22 protein-coding genes and 1 rRNA gene are annotated in these 15,025 nt (G+C 41.3%); 4 read left to right on the top strand and 19 right to left on the bottom strand.

The window, feature by feature from the left end; all coding sequences use genetic code 11:
* The 19 genes from QMA12_RS21335 to QMA12_RS21245 form a co-directional block, all read right to left on the bottom strand.
* Positions 1-204: ribosomal RNA gene (locus QMA12_RS21335) — 16S ribosomal RNA — on the bottom strand; the annotation flags it as partial.
* A gap of 807 nt (positions 205-1,011) precedes the next feature.
* On the bottom strand, positions 1,012-1,413 hold the full coding sequence (gene rplQ / locus QMA12_RS21330; protein WP_058562136.1) for a 50S ribosomal protein L17: 402 nt from the start codon (positions 1,411-1,413) through the stop codon (positions 1,012-1,014).
* A 39-nt stretch (positions 1,414-1,452) separates the two neighbouring features.
* The gene (rpoA, locus tag QMA12_RS21325) at positions 1,453-2,439 is read right to left on the bottom strand and encodes a DNA-directed RNA polymerase subunit alpha (protein ID WP_087532485.1); all 987 of its coding nucleotides are present in this window, start codon (positions 2,437-2,439) and stop codon (positions 1,453-1,455) included.
* Positions 2,440-2,463: 24 nt separating this feature from the next.
* Positions 2,464-3,084: a 30S ribosomal protein S4 gene (gene rpsD / locus QMA12_RS21320; RefSeq protein WP_087532486.1), complete on the bottom strand. Its 621-nt coding sequence runs from the start codon at positions 3,082-3,084 to the stop codon at positions 2,464-2,466.
* 21 nt (positions 3,085-3,105) lie between these two features.
* Entirely contained in the window at positions 3,106-3,492 is a 387-nt protein-coding gene (rpsK, locus tag QMA12_RS21315; RefSeq protein WP_002959471.1) for a 30S ribosomal protein S11, read from the bottom strand.
* A gap of 12 nt (positions 3,493-3,504) precedes the next feature.
* Entirely contained in the window at positions 3,505-3,861 is a 357-nt protein-coding gene (gene rpsM, locus QMA12_RS21310; protein ID WP_058562133.1) for a 30S ribosomal protein S13, read from the bottom strand.
* 126 nt (positions 3,862-3,987) lie between these two features.
* Entirely contained in the window at positions 3,988-4,101 is a 114-nt protein-coding gene (gene rpmJ, locus QMA12_RS21305) for a 50S ribosomal protein L36 (protein WP_002959476.1), read from the bottom strand.
* A gap of 22 nt (positions 4,102-4,123) precedes the next feature.
* A complete protein-coding gene (gene secY / locus QMA12_RS21300; protein ID WP_087532487.1) occupies positions 4,124-5,452 on the bottom strand; it encodes a preprotein translocase subunit SecY in 1,329 nt (442 codons plus the stop codon).
* A gap of 10 nt (positions 5,453-5,462) precedes the next feature.
* Positions 5,463-5,897, bottom strand: coding sequence for a 50S ribosomal protein L15 (gene rplO, locus QMA12_RS21295; RefSeq protein WP_016710202.1), 435 nt, complete (start codon positions 5,895-5,897; stop codon positions 5,463-5,465).
* Positions 5,898-5,902: 5 nt separating this feature from the next.
* Positions 5,903-6,085: a 50S ribosomal protein L30 gene (rpmD, locus tag QMA12_RS21290; RefSeq protein ID WP_004589203.1), complete on the bottom strand. Its 183-nt coding sequence runs from the start codon at positions 6,083-6,085 to the stop codon at positions 5,903-5,905.
* A gap of 3 nt (positions 6,086-6,088) precedes the next feature.
* Entirely contained in the window at positions 6,089-6,595 is a 507-nt protein-coding gene (gene rpsE, locus QMA12_RS21285) for a 30S ribosomal protein S5 (RefSeq protein WP_008115387.1), read from the bottom strand.
* A gap of 9 nt (positions 6,596-6,604) precedes the next feature.
* Positions 6,605-6,955, bottom strand: a complete 351-nt coding sequence (gene rplR / locus QMA12_RS21280) for a 50S ribosomal protein L18 (RefSeq protein WP_087532488.1) — start codon at positions 6,953-6,955, stop codon at positions 6,605-6,607.
* Between the two features lie 9 nt (positions 6,956-6,964).
* Positions 6,965-7,498 carry a 50S ribosomal protein L6 gene (rplF, locus tag QMA12_RS21275; RefSeq protein WP_087532489.1) on the bottom strand — a complete coding sequence of 178 codons (534 nt, stop codon included), beginning with the start codon at positions 7,496-7,498 and terminating at the stop codon, positions 6,965-6,967.
* 13 nt (positions 7,499-7,511) lie between these two features.
* The gene (rpsH, locus tag QMA12_RS21270) at positions 7,512-7,904 is read right to left on the bottom strand and encodes a 30S ribosomal protein S8 (RefSeq protein ID WP_087532490.1); all 393 of its coding nucleotides are present in this window, start codon (positions 7,902-7,904) and stop codon (positions 7,512-7,514) included.
* A 21-nt stretch (positions 7,905-7,925) separates the two neighbouring features.
* Positions 7,926-8,231, bottom strand: coding sequence for a 30S ribosomal protein S14 (rpsN, locus tag QMA12_RS21265; protein ID WP_016710196.1), 306 nt, complete (start codon positions 8,229-8,231; stop codon positions 7,926-7,928).
* A gap of 10 nt (positions 8,232-8,241) precedes the next feature.
* Positions 8,242-8,781 carry a 50S ribosomal protein L5 gene (rplE, locus tag QMA12_RS21260; RefSeq protein WP_036974030.1) on the bottom strand — a complete coding sequence of 180 codons (540 nt, stop codon included), beginning with the start codon at positions 8,779-8,781 and terminating at the stop codon, positions 8,242-8,244.
* 16 nt (positions 8,782-8,797) lie between these two features.
* The gene (rplX, locus tag QMA12_RS21255; protein WP_087532491.1) at positions 8,798-9,112 is read right to left on the bottom strand and encodes a 50S ribosomal protein L24; all 315 of its coding nucleotides are present in this window, start codon (positions 9,110-9,112) and stop codon (positions 8,798-8,800) included.
* 10 nt (positions 9,113-9,122) lie between these two features.
* The gene (gene rplN / locus QMA12_RS21250; RefSeq protein ID WP_011329449.1) at positions 9,123-9,491 is read right to left on the bottom strand and encodes a 50S ribosomal protein L14; all 369 of its coding nucleotides are present in this window, start codon (positions 9,489-9,491) and stop codon (positions 9,123-9,125) included.
* A 280-nt stretch (positions 9,492-9,771) separates the two neighbouring features.
* Positions 9,772-11,712: an AsmA family protein gene (locus QMA12_RS21245; protein ID WP_290211415.1), complete on the bottom strand. Its 1,941-nt coding sequence runs from the start codon at positions 11,710-11,712 to the stop codon at positions 9,772-9,774.
* Positions 11,713-11,938: 226 nt separating this feature from the next.
* Here QMA12_RS21245 and QMA12_RS21240 point away from each other — a divergent pair, with 226 nt between their 5' ends.
* From QMA12_RS21240 to QMA12_RS21225, 4 genes are all read left to right on the top strand, one after another.
* Positions 11,939-12,355 (top strand): hypothetical protein, encoded by a 417-nt coding sequence (locus QMA12_RS21240; protein ID WP_290211414.1) that lies wholly within the window; start codon positions 11,939-11,941, stop codon positions 12,353-12,355.
* Between the two features lie 8 nt (positions 12,356-12,363).
* Entirely contained in the window at positions 12,364-12,564 is a 201-nt protein-coding gene (locus QMA12_RS21235) for a helix-turn-helix transcriptional regulator (protein ID WP_087532493.1), read from the top strand.
* A 145-nt stretch (positions 12,565-12,709) separates the two neighbouring features.
* A complete protein-coding gene (locus QMA12_RS21230; protein WP_290211413.1) occupies positions 12,710-13,873 on the top strand; it encodes a hypothetical protein in 1,164 nt (387 codons plus the stop codon).
* 292 nt (positions 13,874-14,165) lie between these two features.
* Positions 14,166-14,843, top strand: coding sequence for a TorF family putative porin (locus QMA12_RS21225; RefSeq protein ID WP_290211412.1), 678 nt, complete (start codon positions 14,166-14,168; stop codon positions 14,841-14,843).
* Positions 14,844-15,025: the final 182 nt, after the last annotated feature.

Genomic DNA, 15,025 nt, shown 5'->3' with positions numbered 1-15,025 from the left:
AGCCCCCTTTGGTCCGTAGACATTATGCGGTATTAGCAGTCGTTTCCAACTGTTGTCCCCCACCTAAAGGCATGTTCCCAAGCATTACTCACCCGTCCGCCGCTCGTCAGCAAAGTAGCAAGCTACTTTCTGTTACCGCTCGACTTGCATGTGTTAGGCCTGCCGCCAGCGTTCAATCTGAGCCATGATCAAACTCTTCAATTAAAAGTTTTTTCTGTCCTTCCCATAAAGGGAGCGGACATGCTCAATGAATTCTGAATTTATTTAATATCTTTCGATATTGAATTGACTGTGCTGAATAATTACCAAAGTAACTATTCTGTTGGTCACTCAGTTTCAATTGAGACTCTAATTTTTTGCGTCATCTAGCGAACTAGAATCTGCTGTTAGAACTCAATCTGTACGAGTGCCCACACAGATGATTGCTTTATATTGTTAAAGAACGTTGCGATTAAAGCGCGTTGCTTTATCTCGCTAGGTCTGCGCATGTTACGCTTTCCTATTTTTTTGTCAACACTTAATTTTAAACTTTATTAAAAATTTAAACTCAAGTTTTACTCGACTTACTAAGTGACTTGCTTGCCTCGCTAAGCGTTGCCTGCTCTGCCGTCTCAGTGGGGTCGCATTATAGGGAGTTCCGAAAACAGATCAACCTTTATTTGAAGAAAACTCAAAATAAAGTACTGTTCGCTGAGTATTTGAACAAAACGTATGAAAACAGAGCTAATCTAGGGTAATAAAGTCTATTTATAGTGCTTTAAACTAGAAATTTAATTAATAAACCTTAATACACGATCTTAATTAAGTAAGATCAACACTGGGATCTTATATATTAAGTAAATGGTAGGTTGTTTTATAGAGGAAGATATTTGCTCAGAAATAGGTTTATCAATAATTATATGCCAAGAAGATACATTAAAGATAAATAGAGAATAGATGAAGTAGATTAGGAATAGAATTATAGGCATTAAAAAGCCGAGCATAAGCTCGGCTTTTTGGTGTCTTTAAGACTTACTCAGCAGACTGCGCGTCTTCTTGAACTTCTTCGGTTGCAGATGTGCGACCTACTAGTTCAATATAAGCCATTGGTGCATTATCACCAGCACGGAAGCCACACTTAAGAATACGAGTGTAACCACCTGGACGATCCGCATTACGAGGACCGATTTCGCTGAACAATTTACCAACTACTTCATTATCACGCGTGCGAGCAAACGCTAAACGGCGATTTGCTACACTGTCAGTCTTAGCCAGTGTGATTAAAGGTTCAATTACACGGCGTAACTCTTTCGCTTTAGGCAAAGTAGTTTTGATGATTTCGTGTTTCACCAAAGAACCTGCCATATTGCTGAACATCGCTTTACGATGGCTGCTGTTACGGTTTAATTGACGACCACTCTTACGATGGCGCATGACCCTATCCTTCTAACTAAACTAATATAGTGATTTAGATTATTCAGCTAGGCTTGCAGGCGGCCAATTTTCTAGGCGCATGCCCAGAGAAAGACCACGTGAAGCTAGCACGTCTTTAATTTCAGTTAGAGACTTCTTACCTAAGTTAGGCGTTTTAAGAAGCTCAACTTCTGTGCGCTGAACTAAATCACCGATATATTGAATTTGCTCGGCTTTCAAACAGTTTGCAGAACGCACTGTTAGTTCAAGATCATCAACTGGACGAAGTAGAATAGGATCGAATTCAGGCTTCTCTTCTTTCTCTTCTGGTTCAGTTACATCACGTAAATCTACGAATGCATCTAATTGTTCAGCTAAGATAGTAGACGCACGGCGGATCGCTTCTTCAGGATCTAAAGTGCCGTTTGTTTCCATATCAATGATTAACTTGTCTAAGTCTGTACGTTGTTCAACACGTGCTGATTCAACCGAGTACGCAATACGTTCAACTGGGCTAAATGATGCATCAAGCAACAATCGACCAATTGGACGCTCATCGTCATCAGAGGATAAACGGCTAGACGCCGGCACATAACCGCGACCGCGTTCAACACGAATACGCATGCTGATATCGCTGCTATCTGTCGTTAAGTGACAAATAACGTGATCTGGGTTAGCAATTGTTACATCGCCATCGTGCTGAATATCTGCCGCAGTCACAGGGCCTACACCAGACTTAGTCAGGGTCAGAAAAACTTCATCTTTACCTTCTAAAGTTACTGCTAGACCTTTAAGATTTAACAGAATTTCAATGATGTCTTCTTGTACGCCTTCTTTCGCGCTGTATTCATGCAACACACCGTCGATTTCAACTTCGGTTACTGCACATCCAGGCATAGACGAAAGAAGTATACGGCGTAAGGCATTTCCCAACGTGTGGCCAAAGCCACGCTCTAATGGTTCTAAAACAACTTTAGAACGTGTTGGGTTGATAGCGTCGATATCGACTAACCTTGGTTTTAGAAATTCTGTAACAGAACCCTGCATTTTATCCTCTCTTAACTCTTAACTTTACTTAGAGTAAAGTTCGACGATTAGTTGTTCATTAATGTCCGCAGACAGGTCTGAACGCTCAGGTAGGCGTTTGAAATTACCTTCCATTTTCTTACCGTCAACTTCAACCCAAGTCGGCTTTTCACGTTGCTCGGCTAGTTCTAGAGCAGCGATGATACGCGCTTGTGTCTTAGACTTTTCACGAATAACTACTACATCTTCTGGAGTAATTACGAATGAAGGAATGTTCACAACACGACCATTAACTAAAACCGCTTTGTGGCTTACTAACTGACGTGCTTCAGCACGTGTGCTTGCAAAACCCATGCGGTATACAACATTGTCTAAACGTTGCTCTAAAAGCTGTAACAAGTTTTCACCTGTGTTGCCTTTAAGGCGAGCAGCTTCTTTGTAGTAGTTACTGAATTGCTTTTCAAGTACACCGTACATACGACGAACTTTTTGCTTTTCACGTAATTGTAAACCGTAATCAGATAAGCGACCTTTACGAGCGCCGTGCTGACCAGGTGCAGTCTCAAGTTTACACTTAGAGTCGATAGCTCTTACGCCGCTCTTAAGGAACAGGTCAGTACCTTCACGACGACTCAGCTTGAGCTTAGGGCCCAAATATCTTGCCATGTTATTTCTCCTAACCTATTGTTAAACGCGACGTTTCTTCGGTGGACGACAACCATTATGTGGTATTGGCGTCACGTCAGTGATGTTGGTGATACGGTAACCAGCAGCATTCAAAGCACGTACAGCAGATTCACGACCTGGACCTGGACCTTTGATGAAAACTTCTAGATTTTTTAAACCGTATTCTTGAGCAGCAGTACCTGCACGCTCTGCAGCAACCTGAGCAGCGAATGGTGTAGATTTACGTGAACCACGGAAACCTGAACCACCGGCAGTAGCCCATGATAGTGCATTACCTTGACGGTCGGTAATTGTAACAATAGTGTTGTTGAAAGAAGCATGAACATGAGCCATACCATCAGCAACTTGCTTTTTAACCTTTTTACGACGAATTGGTGTCTTAGCCATAATACTATCCCCTTATCGCTTAATAGGCTTACGAGGACCCTTACGGGTACGCGCGTTAGTCTTAGTTCTTTGACCACGTAGTGGTAAAGAGCGACGGTGACGTAGGCCACGGAAACAACCAAGGTCCATAAGGCGCTTGATATTCAAAGTAACTTCACGACGAAGATCACCTTCTACAGTGTACTTGCCAACTTCTTCACGAAGTACGTCAAGTGTTTCGTCTGAAAGTTCACCGATTTTTGTGGTCTCGGCGATACCAGTCGCTACTAAGATAGCCTTAGAGCGAGTCTTACCTATGCCATAAATAGCTGTTAAACCAATAACTGCATGTTTATGATCAGGGACGTTAATGCCAGCGATACGGGCCACTAACACATCTCCTATATTTGAATTTGGTTATCATCTGTTTGAAGAGCCCGTAAGGATACTCAAACGAAGACCAAATCACAATTGAAAACACAGGCCAAGAAATCTCAGCCTGCACGACTTATTTAATTAGCCTTGCCTTTGCTTATGCTTTGGCTCACTGCAAATTACACGTACAACACCGGCACGTTTAATAACTTTACAGTTACGGCATATTTTCTTAACGGAAGCACGTACTTTCATTGCTCAACTCCGTAAACTGACCTTATCGACCGTAGCCTTTAAGGTTCGCTTTTTTCAGCACAGAATCATATTGATGTGACATCATATGAGTCTGTACTTGTGCCATAAAGTCCATGATCACAACAACGATAATCAAAATTGATGTACCGCCGAAGTAGAATGGCGTTTGCCATGCCATGGTCATGAATTCGGGCACCAGACAGATAAAGGTTATATACAAAGCACCTGCCAATGTCAGGCGTGTCATCACTTTATCAATGTATTTCGATGTCTGCTCACCTGGACGAATACCTGGGATAAATGCGCCAGATTTTTTCAGGTTATCTGCTGTTTCACGCGGGTTAAACACCAACGCTGTATAGAAAAAGCAGAAGAAGATTATAGCCGCAGCTAAAACTAATGCATACAATGGTTGACCTGGAGTCAACGTTGTAGCAATGGCTTGTAGCACATCAGCGACCGGACCTTCACCCTGGCCGAACCAGCTGGCAATAGTACCAGGGAACAGAATAATACTGCTAGCAAAGATTGGTGGAATAACACCCGCCATATTAACTTTTAGTGGTAAATGCGTGCTTTGAGCAGCAAATACTTGACGACCTTGCTGACGCTTTGCGTAGTTAACAACGATACGTCGTTGACCACGTTCAAAGAATACTACAAGATAAGTTACAGCGAATACAATTACAGCAACCATCAACAGTACTAGAATATTCAGATCACCTTGGCGCGCCATTTCGGCTGTCGAACCAATAGCAGACGGCAAGTTTGCTACTATACCAACAAATATTAGAACAGAGATACCGTTACCGATACCGCGCTCAGTAATTTGCTCGCCCAACCACATAAGGAACATAGTACCAGTTACTAAACTCACCACAGCGGTGAAATAGAAACCTAAACCTGGGTTAACAACTAACCCGTCCATCATGCCCGGTAAGCTTGTAGCAATACCGATTGATTGGATAGTAGCAAGCAAAAGCGTGCCATAGCGTGTGTACTGGCTAATTTTCTTACGCCCTTGTTCACCTTCTTTCTTAAGCTCTATAAACGGCGGATACATATGCGTTAATAGTTGCGTAATAATCGAAGCTGTAATGTAAGGCATAATACCCAGTGCTAACACTGAAGCTCGCTCAAGTGCACCACCGCTGAACATGTTAAACATTTCAACAATGGTGCCCTTTTGTTGCTCGAAGAAATCGGCAAGTACAGCGGCGTCAATCCCAGGGATCGGCACAAATGAACCTAGACGGTAAATAATGATAGCGCCCAATACGAATAGTAATCGACGTTTCAATTCCGAAAGTCCACCTTGTGCACTTTGCATATCTTGACCTGGTTTAGCCATTAGTACTTCCTTAGTCTTCTACCTTGCCTCCGGCAGCTTCGATAGCCTCGCGAGCACCTTTAGAAGCCTTAAGGCCTTTAACGGTAACTGCGCGTGAAACTTCGCCAGATTTAACAACTTTAACGAACTGAACGTTCTTTTTAACTAGACCAGCTGCTTGTAACGTACCTAGGTCTACCACATCGCCTTCAACTTTAGCGATTTCGTATAGGTTAATTTCTGCAGATACTAAAGATTTGCGAGAAGTGAAACCGAACTTAGGTAGACGACGTTGCATAGGCATTTGACCGCCTTCAAAACCAACGCGTACTTTACCGCCAGAACGTGATTTTTGACCTTTGTGACCACGGCCACCAGTCTTACCAAGACCAGAACCGATACCACGACCAACACGTTTACCAGCAGATTTTGATCCTGCAGCAGGAGAAAGTGTATTCAAATGCATTCGAATTACCCCTCAACCTTAACCATGTATGAAACTCGGTTGATCATACCACGTACACATGCTGTGTCTTCTAACTCAACAGTGTGATTGATACGACGTAAACCAAGACCGCGTAATGTAGCTTTATGCTTCGGTAAACGACCGATAGAGCTCTTTACTTGTGTTACTTTTACAGTTTTATTAGCCATGGTTTACCCCAGAATCTCATCTACTCGAAGACCACGTTTAGCAGCGATCGACTGAGGAGAATTCATATTCTCAAGAGCTGAGATCGTTGCACGTACAACGTTGATCGGGTTAGTAGAACCGTAACATTTAGAAAGTACGTTCTGCACACCAGTCACTTCAAGTACTGCACGCATAGCGCCACCTGCAATGATACCAGTACCTTCAGATGCCGGTTTCATGAACACTTGTGAGCCAGCATGACGCCCTTTAACAGGGTGCTGTAATGTGTTGCCATTTAGGTCTACATTGATCATGTTACGACGTGCTTTTTCCATTGCTTTTTGAATAGCAGCTGGAACTTCACGAGCTTTACCATAACCGAAACCTACTTTACCTGCGCCGTCACCAACTACTGTTAGTGCAGTGAAGCTAAAGATACGACCACCTTTAACTACTTTAGACACACGGTTTACCGCGATTAGCTTTTCAGCTAAATCAGGCTGTTGTTGCTTTGCTTCTACGTTAGCCATTGTCTACTCCTAGAATTGCAAACCGGCTTCACGCGCAGCATCTGCTAGCGCCTTCACACGGCCGTGATATTTAAAGCCACTGCGATCAAAAGCAATCTTTTCGATGCCTTTGTCAGCCGCACGTTCTGCAACAAATTTGCCAACTGCTTGTGCAGCTGCAATGTTGCCTGTGCCTTTAACTGTTTCGCTAATAGCTTTCTCAACAGTAGAAGCAGCAGCCAGTACACTACCCTCAGCATTAACTACTTGAGCGTAAATGTGACGTGGCGTGCGGTGGATAACAAGACGCGTTGTGCCTTGTTCAATATAATTTCTACGAGTGCGTTTAGCACGACGTAGACGAGCTGTTTTTTTATCCATCGTCTTACCTTACTTCTTCTTAGCCTCTTTACGGCGTACATTCTCATCTGCGTAACGAACACCTTTACCTTTATAAGGCTCTGGTTTACGGTATGCACGAATGTTAGCAGCTGTTTGACCAACTAACTGCTTATCTACGCCCTTAACTAGAACTTCTGTTTGGCTTGGAGTTTCAATCGTAATTCCTTCAGGAACCGCGAAATTAACTGGGTGCGAGAAACCAAGAGTTAAATCTAATGTTTTACCCTTAGCAGCTGCACGATAACCAACGCCTACTAACTGAAGTTTCTTCTCGTAACCTGTATGCGTACCAACAACCATGTTATTGATAAGAGCGCGAGCAGTACCTGCTTGTGCCCATGCATTGGCTACGCCTTCACGAGGTAAAGTTGTAATAACGTTATCATTAACTTGTACTTCAACAGCTGAGTTGATAGTACGTGTTAATTCACCGTTTTTGCCTTTAACTGTGATTTCCTGGCCTTTTAATGTAACTTCTACACCGGCAGGAACGTTTATTGGTGCCTTTGCTATGCGAGACATAGTTCCCCTCCGATTAAGCTACAAAACCAATGATTTCACCACCAACACCAGCACTACGTGCGGCGCGGTCTGTCATTAGGCCTTTAGAAGTTGATACGATAGCGATACCTAGACCACCCATTACCTTAGGTAATTCGTCACGTCTCTTATAGATACGTAGACCAGGGCGGCTAACACGCTGGATGTTTTCAATAACAGCTTTGCCTTCGAAGTATTTCAACTCGATAGAAAGCTCAGGTTTAACATCGCCGTTTACTGCGAAATCAGTGATGTAACCTTCGTCTTTTAATACTTTAGCTACCGCTACTTTCAGCTTTGAAGTTGGCATCGTTACTGATACTTTCTTCGCTGATTGACCGTTACGGATACGTGTGAACAAATCCGCGATAGGATCTTGCAAGCTCATAGTCTTACTCCCGTGATTCTATTACCAGCTAGCCTTTTTAAGGCCAGGAATTTCACCGCGCATAGCTGCTTCGCGAACTTTAATACGGCTCATGCCGAATTTGCGAAGGTAACCATGTGGGCGGCCCGTAATGTTACAACGATTACGTTGACGTGCAGGGCTAGAATCACGTGGTAAAGCTTGTAGCTTAAGTACCGCGTCCCAACGATCATCGTCAGATGTTTTCACATCGCTGATGATAGCTTTTAGTGCTGCGCGCTTTTCAGCGTACTGAGCAACTAATTTTGTGCGCTTTGCTTCGCGCGCTTTCATAGAATTCTTTGCCATAACCCTACCCTTATTTCTTGAATGGGAAGTTAAACGCTTCTAACAACGCACGGCCTTCCTCATCTGTTTTCGCAGATGTAGTGATTGTGATATCCATACCGCGTACACGGTCTACTTTATCATAATCAATTTCTGGGAAGATGATTTGTTCACGTACGCCCATGCTGTAGTTACCACGTCCATCGAAAGACTTAGCACTTACACCACGGAAGTCACGGATACGTGGGATAGCGATTGAAACCAAACGCTCAAAAAAGTCCCACATACGCTCGCCGCGTAAGGTTACTTTACAGCCAATTGGGTAGCCTTCACGCACTTTAAAGCCAGCAACAGATTTGCGTGCTTTAGTGATTAAAGGTTTCTGACCAGAGATAGCTTCTAGATCCGCAACAGCGTTATCTAAAATTTTCTTGTCAGCTAGGGCTTCGCCCACGCCCATATTTAATGTGATCTTTTCGATCTGAGGGACTTGCATGACAGAGCTGAAACCAAACTTCTCTTGAAGCTCAGCAACTACTTTGTCTTTATATACTTCATGCAGTTTCGCCATCATTCTACTCCAACTATTAGATAGTTTTACCAGTAGATTTAAAGATACGTAATTTCTTACCATCTTCAATCTTGAAACCTACACGATCTGCTTTACTCGTTTCCGAGTTGAAGATCGCAACGTTTGATACGTCGATAGACGCTTCTTTTTCAACAATGCCGCCAGCTTGGTTCAATTGTGGAACCGGCTTTTGGTGTTTCTTGATTAAGTTTATGCCTTCGACAAATACTCGACCAGACTCGGTAACAACTGAAAGCACTTTGCCGCGCTTACCTTTGTCTTTACCTGCTAGAACGATTACTTCGTCATCACGACGGATTTTTGCTGCCATGATTGACTCCTTACAGTACTTCTGGGGCTAGTGAAACGATTTTCATGAACTTGTCATTACGAAGCTCACGAGTCACAGGGCCGAAAATACGTGTACCAATTGGCTGCAAGTTATCATTTAAGATAACAGCCGCATTGCTGTCGAAACGGATCAAAGAACCGTCAGGACGACGAACGCCTTTCTTAGTACGCACAACTACCGCGTTTTTAACATCACCTTTCTTCACTTTACCGCGAGGAATCGCTTCTTTTACAGAAACTTTAATGATGTCACCAATCGCTGCATAACGACGGTGCGAACCGCCTAAGACTTTAATACACTGCACTTTGCGAGCGCCGCTGTTATCAGCAACTTCCAGCTGAGTTTGCATTTGGATCATGTTAATGACCTCCGGTGTAGTTATTACAACTTGCCTTAAATCGTTTAAAATCAAGACATTTAGATTAAATACCCACCAAAAAACAACTAAGTTGTCTCTTAAGGGCGGGCAATTGTATCAGCATTGAGGGGGTAGTGGTAGGTTATTTTTTAATTAATTTATAATTCTAGTGCTCGTTAATTTAACGCTAGATAATAATTTGCTGTTTAACAGCTGCTTATAAATCAATCAGGGCATAATTATACCCTGATTGATTTTTATTCGGCTTATTATTGCTGTATTAGCCAAACAAGCCTTTTAATTTATCTTTAATTTTATCTTTTGCTTTTTCTTTCACTTTGTCTTCAGCCGCTTTACTTACATCTAGACTGATACCAACATCATGAAAAGGGCCTTCGATTCTAATAGGGATTTTAAAACCAGTACTATCATCTGTTGTGCCTTGCCCTTCAAGTGAATCTACAATTCCTGTCACTAACCGATAATTAACAGTGGTCATTGGTAAATCAACATCACCTTCACCACTAATTCTAATTAATGGGCTTAACATAGATAAGTCCTTGTTTTTACCAATCCCATTTCTAAAATTAAAGCTACCTGTTAAGGCTGAGAAATCTGTTTGCTCTGAATTATCAAAACCAGTATCAAGTCCTTCTGACACAGCACCTAGATTACCTTTTATCAACTCTTTACCTTTACGAACCATCTCAGCAATATTTGCACCTTTCACTGCGCCATCTGCAAACTCAAATGCTAGCTTTCCTTGTAATGCATTGATGAAGCTTTTTTGGCTATAGCCACTTGTGGTTAAATCCCAATTTAGTGATCCCTTACCCATTAGCTTATCAAAGCCTGCAGCATCAGTTAGCAGAGGTTGTGCATCGATTGCATCTAAAGAAAAGTCGGTCGTTATTTTATATGGGGTTTGTTTTGCATTTATCGTTACCTTACCTTTACCATTACCTTCATAAGCAGCAAATTTATCAAGACTTAGATTCGCTACTGCATCTTTAAGGTTCACTGTAAACTGGTTAGCTCCCAGTGTTATATCGTTCGCTTTAAGCCCACTTGAGCGGATAACTATATTTGCATCAAGTGAATTTAATCCACTCATATCAATTTTTGTATCATCCCACACTATAGGTTGCGCAGGTGCATCAGCAGCTGGCTCAACCTCATCTTCGTTTTTAGCCACTGCTTCTGGTAAGTATGGATTTAGATCAAGCATACCTAAGTCGATATCTGCGTTTACAGCTAAACGCTTACCTAGGTTGATATCACTACTACCTTTGATCTGTAATGCATCAAGTGTAGCTAGCAACTCAGTTAAAGTGAACTTTTCACCCTGCAAGTGCATTTTACCTTTCACATTAAAAGCATTGAACGCATTCTCTTTTGCATTTAGTTCTATGCCTTGCCAGTTCGCAATACTTTTAACTGAATCGCCACTAAGTGATAGTTGGCCTTGAATATCTTGCCCTTGTTTAGCAATCGAACCTTTAAAGTCGACATCTACTAGACGCGACGATAAAACCTTCGTCACATTAAAGGTATTACCTTCTATTACTTTAGCTGGTGTATCTACTTTTACATCAAGCTCAAAACGCTCTTGCATATATGTAATAGCACCTTTTATTTCAAGCTCCTTGCGTAATGAAGGTAATAATATTGCTAGATCAAGATCGCTTATTTGTTGTTGGACACCAGTTCTACCATCTAAGTACGTGAAGGAACCACCATAAATCGCCACTTCACCTAGCTCTATATCAAAACTCTCAGGTAGTTTTACAGCCTCACTATTTTGAGGTGAAGCTTCAGGCTGCTTTGCTACGGCATCAAAAAGCTGCCAGTTTGCTTTACCGCTTTTATCTGTCTCTAACAGAATATTTGGCTCATTAATGACGAACTTTTCAAGTTTAAATTCACCACCAAATAATGAAAACCATGGAATATGAATTGCTAACTGTTGCATGCTAGCCATATCAGGGCGTGAACCTGTTTGCATATTCGCAAAATGTACATCATTAAGCTCAAGCTTTAATGAAGGAAACACTGAGAGTGACTTATCACCCTGAATAATTAAACTTCGCCCAGTTGTTTGCTCAACTTGTTCTGATACTTTATTAAAAATTGCATCAGTAGGAATTAAAAATGGTGCAGCAACTATTAATGCAATCAGCAATATCAATATTACACCTATAACTTTAAAGATGGTTTTCATGATGGTCCTTTCAAATGTTCATTTAATGTTCTTATCATAGCGGGAGTTAGGCTGAAAATCATTGCAAAGAGTAGAAAAAAGTAAGTTCCCAAAGTGTACAAACTTGTATCTGAATCAGTCCTGAAACATCTTGATACCTTTGGGTTACAAAAAAATCTTGATCAAATGATACCCTGAGGTTGTATTGATACCTATAGGTATCATGTCAAATAACAGGACGAATATTATGAATCAGGATATTAAAGCTGAAGAAAAATTTATGGGTCAGAATGCATGGTTTTCAATTTTTATGGCCGTGACTTTACTTATTATAAGTGTTTACCCCATGTTGAATAAAGCATCTACACCTTTATTAGTATTAGGAGCCAGTGCTTTTTTAGGCTCATTTTTTATGTTTGTAATTAGGGGAGGCTTCACTCGAAAAATGAAATACCACCTTACTTACAAGGATGAATACTTAAACACTATAGACACAATTGCGTATAAGCATGTGGTATTAGCTCTCCTCATTACTATGGGTACGGTATATTTGGGGTCGAATGACTTCGCCTTACATATAACACACAGTATGATGGCAACCTTCTATCTAGCAGTAATGTGTTTAGCGTATGGTGTCTCAATTTTATGGCAAAATCGTGATTAGGAGTTAATGTGCAAAATCACATAGCAAAATTTCGAAAAGCAGCCGGGCTTTCGCAGCAAGAACTCGCTGACGCGATTAGTGTGTCTCGTAAAACAGTTAGCACTGTTGAAACATCGCGCTTTACACCATCGGTGATTATCGCTTTAAAGATAGCACTATTTTTTAATACCTCTGTTGAAAGTCTCTTTTCACTTGATGAAACTGACTGAATAAAATAACGCAATCTTGATACTTTCACCGTTATCTTGATTGCATCCCCAGCATACTTCGGTATGATGCACGGCCCTGTCGCTTTTAGCTAATTTGCGCTAAAATAGACAACTGAAAAAGTATCTAAGCGGAGTATCCTCAGGCATGAAAAAATTGCTAATTTCACCTTCAAAAATGGCGTTAGGCGAACAAGAAAGTCAAATTTATCAAAATATTTTAAAACAGGCTTCTGAAATCAGTCTAAACCTGATGGCGGTAAAAATAGAAAATCACCCTGAAGACTTTTTAGGTTGGTGCTACGAATTACTTAGCGCTAGTAAAGATCGTATCAACTACGATTTACTCGAAGCGAATCAATTACCGATTTTAAAGAAGCTACATGACCTACTAATATCTGCAATTAGCTTTTTACAATTGAAAACATTACGTGTTGCACCTTGGCCTGTTGTTAGTATGTTTGTAGAGCAGCATAAGGAGCTCATCGCTTTAGAGGAGCAGTTACGACTAACAAATTATATTGCAAACCTACGTGAACAACCGTTAAGAGAAATGGTCCCTGAGGATTTACTTACCTTTTGTGGTAAACACACCGCAGCATTAGATCCAAGCACTTATAATTTCGATGTTGAGTGGTTTTCATCTACTAAAAGCGCGAAAGGCTTTCATCAGATGATGGCTGATTTACCGAGACTATTTGATGACGCACTGGTAAATATACCGCTTGAAGGCGAAGTAAGTGAAGCTGACTATCAACAATTTGTTGTTGGATATTTACTTGCTTTTAATGACAGTGATGAAAAACCAACATTAGCCCCCGCTACTCGCCTATTAGCCATGCGACGTCCTGATATTTTCACACCAATTAATAATACTCGACTTGATGCGCTTTGCTCAGCCCTTGGTATTACAAAACTGAATAACCGTGATTTTGAACGCTATTGGCAAGATATAGTACAAACGATACATGCTATGTCATGGTTTAAGATGGCTACGGGCAGCAATGAGCTAGAGCAGCAGCTTGTTTCTATTAAAGCTTTACTGCCATGCTTCTTTTATTATGCTGACAAATCTACCGCTGATAGTTCAAATTACATTAAGCTACTAAATAAACCTAAACGCAGCGCTTCAACTTCGACTAAATCAGTACGCCGTGGTAAAGAGTCTGCTGAGATTTTAGTTGACCGCGCCCTTTCTAGCGATGAAATACCTGAGCATATTAGGGCCAAGCGAGACTCTATCATCAGCGAAGTGCAAAAAGGTCGTGGCGTTAATGAAACTATTAGCCTTATGCGCACTATATTCGGCTAAAGTATCAAGTAATTAACTAATGTAGGGCTGCATGATCCTTGTGCAGCCTTCTATATTTACGCACTATTAAAGTGCACATTATTAATCCAAATAGTTTCACACCTCCCCTCTTGATAAACTTATCTATCTGTTTTTTAAAAATTAATGCATAAATATTAAATTTTATATTGAACTTGGCATAAGCAGTGCAGTTACTTTTGTTAGACAACAATACATGGGCCTCACAATCTCAGAGACTGCAATCTCATTAATCATTGTGAACCAAAATCAACATAACAACAGGATACGAAACATGCTAAATCTAAAAAAATCAGTTGCATTAAGTGCACTTGTATTAATGGGCCTTACATCTACTGCCGCACTTGCTGAAGTAACAGCTAATGCAGCTGCAACATCTAATTACTTATGGCGTGGACAAGAACAAACTGGTGGTGATGCAGCTGTGTCTGGTGGCATAGATTACGCAAACGAGTCAGGCTTCTATGCTGGTACTTGGGCTTCAAATGCATCATGGGCTGATGAAATGACCTATGAGCTTGATTTATACGCAGGTTTTGGCGGTGATATAAATGAAAATATGAGCTACGATGTAGGCTTCATTTATTATGCTTATCCTGATGCTGCATCAGGCGCTGACGCTGACTTCTCTGAGATTTACGGTAGCATTAGTATGGGTGGCTTTAGCTTTGGAGCTTCAGTACTAGCAAGTTCAGCTGCGAGCGGTGATGGTACAGACTTTGGTGACTCTTTATACCTAACAGCAGACTATGGTTTTGCAGTTGGTAGTAACGGTACTGAAATGGCGTTACACCTAGGCCACTATTCTGGTGATTTTATTGGTGACGATGACATTATTGATTATGGCATTTCAATCTCTAAAGATGGTTTCACCTTTGGCCTTTCAGATACAGATATGGATGACAGTGATATCAAAGCATACGTCGCTTACGCGGTAGACTTTAGCTTATAAGAAGAATGTGTTACTTGCTGCAACACTAAGGGCCTCATGGCCCTTTTCTTGTTTTAGCTATCAGCTATCAGCTATCAGCTATCAGCTATCAGCTATCAGCTATCAGCTATCAGCTATCAGCTATCAGCTATCAGCTATCAGCTATCAGCTATCAGCTATCAGCTATCAGCTATCAGCTATCA

Origin of the sequence: Pseudoalteromonas sp. APC 3893, from assembly GCF_030408095.1 — a bacterium.
Classification (GTDB): Bacteria; Pseudomonadota; Gammaproteobacteria; order Enterobacterales; family Alteromonadaceae; genus Pseudoalteromonas.
This window is presented reverse-complemented; position numbering and strand designations above follow the sequence as displayed.

What these genes read in the sequence shown, in the direction of transcription:
- rplF (WP_087532489.1), bottom strand. Translation starts at nt 7,498, where the DNA reads ATGTCTCGCATAGCAAAGGCACCAATAAACGTTCCTGCCGGTGTAGAA.
- rplN (WP_011329449.1), bottom strand. Translation starts at nt 9,491, where the DNA reads ATGATCCAAATGCAAACTCAGCTGGAAGTTGCTGATAACAGCGGCGCT.
- QMA12_RS21225 (WP_290211412.1), top strand. Translation starts at nt 14,166, where the DNA reads ATGCTAAATCTAAAAAAATCAGTTGCATTAAGTGCACTTGTATTAATG.
- rplX (WP_087532491.1), bottom strand. Translation starts at nt 9,112, where the DNA reads ATGGCAGCAAAAATCCGTCGTGATGACGAAGTAATCGTTCTAGCAGGT.
- rpoA (WP_087532485.1), bottom strand. Translation starts at nt 2,439, where the DNA reads ATGCAGGGTTCTGTTACAGAATTTCTAAAACCAAGGTTAGTCGATATC.
- rpmD (WP_004589203.1), bottom strand. Translation starts at nt 6,085, where the DNA reads ATGGCTAATAAAACTGTAAAAGTAACACAAGTAAAGAGCTCTATCGGT.
- QMA12_RS21240 (WP_290211414.1), top strand. Translation starts at nt 11,939, where the DNA reads ATGAATCAGGATATTAAAGCTGAAGAAAAATTTATGGGTCAGAATGCA.
- rplO (WP_016710202.1), bottom strand. Translation starts at nt 5,897, where the DNA reads ATGCATTTGAATACACTTTCTCCTGCTGCAGGATCAAAATCTGCTGGT.
- rplQ (WP_058562136.1), bottom strand. Translation starts at nt 1,413, where the DNA reads ATGCGCCATCGTAAGAGTGGTCGTCAATTAAACCGTAACAGCAGCCAT.
- rpsH (WP_087532490.1), bottom strand. Translation starts at nt 7,904, where the DNA reads ATGAGCTTGCAAGATCCTATCGCGGATTTGTTCACACGTATCCGTAAC.
- rpsN (WP_016710196.1), bottom strand. Translation starts at nt 8,231, where the DNA reads ATGGCAAAGAATTCTATGAAAGCGCGCGAAGCAAAGCGCACAAAATTA.
- QMA12_RS21230 (WP_290211413.1), top strand. Translation starts at nt 12,710, where the DNA reads ATGAAAAAATTGCTAATTTCACCTTCAAAAATGGCGTTAGGCGAACAA.
- rpsK (WP_002959471.1), bottom strand. Translation starts at nt 3,492, where the DNA reads ATGGCTAAGACACCAATTCGTCGTAAAAAGGTTAAAAAGCAAGTTGCT.
- rplR (WP_087532488.1), bottom strand. Translation starts at nt 6,955, where the DNA reads ATGGATAAAAAAACAGCTCGTCTACGTCGTGCTAAACGCACTCGTAGA.
- rpsE (WP_008115387.1), bottom strand. Translation starts at nt 6,595, where the DNA reads ATGGCTAACGTAGAAGCAAAGCAACAACAGCCTGATTTAGCTGAAAAG.
- rplE (WP_036974030.1), bottom strand. Translation starts at nt 8,781, where the DNA reads ATGGCGAAACTGCATGAAGTATATAAAGACAAAGTAGTTGCTGAGCTT.
- rpmJ (WP_002959476.1), bottom strand. Translation starts at nt 4,101, where the DNA reads ATGAAAGTACGTGCTTCCGTTAAGAAAATATGCCGTAACTGTAAAGTT.
- secY (WP_087532487.1), bottom strand. Translation starts at nt 5,452, where the DNA reads ATGGCTAAACCAGGTCAAGATATGCAAAGTGCACAAGGTGGACTTTCG.
- QMA12_RS21245 (WP_290211415.1), bottom strand. Translation starts at nt 11,712, where the DNA reads ATGAAAACCATCTTTAAAGTTATAGGTGTAATATTGATATTGCTGATT.
- rpsD (WP_087532486.1), bottom strand. Translation starts at nt 3,084, where the DNA reads ATGGCAAGATATTTGGGCCCTAAGCTCAAGCTGAGTCGTCGTGAAGGT.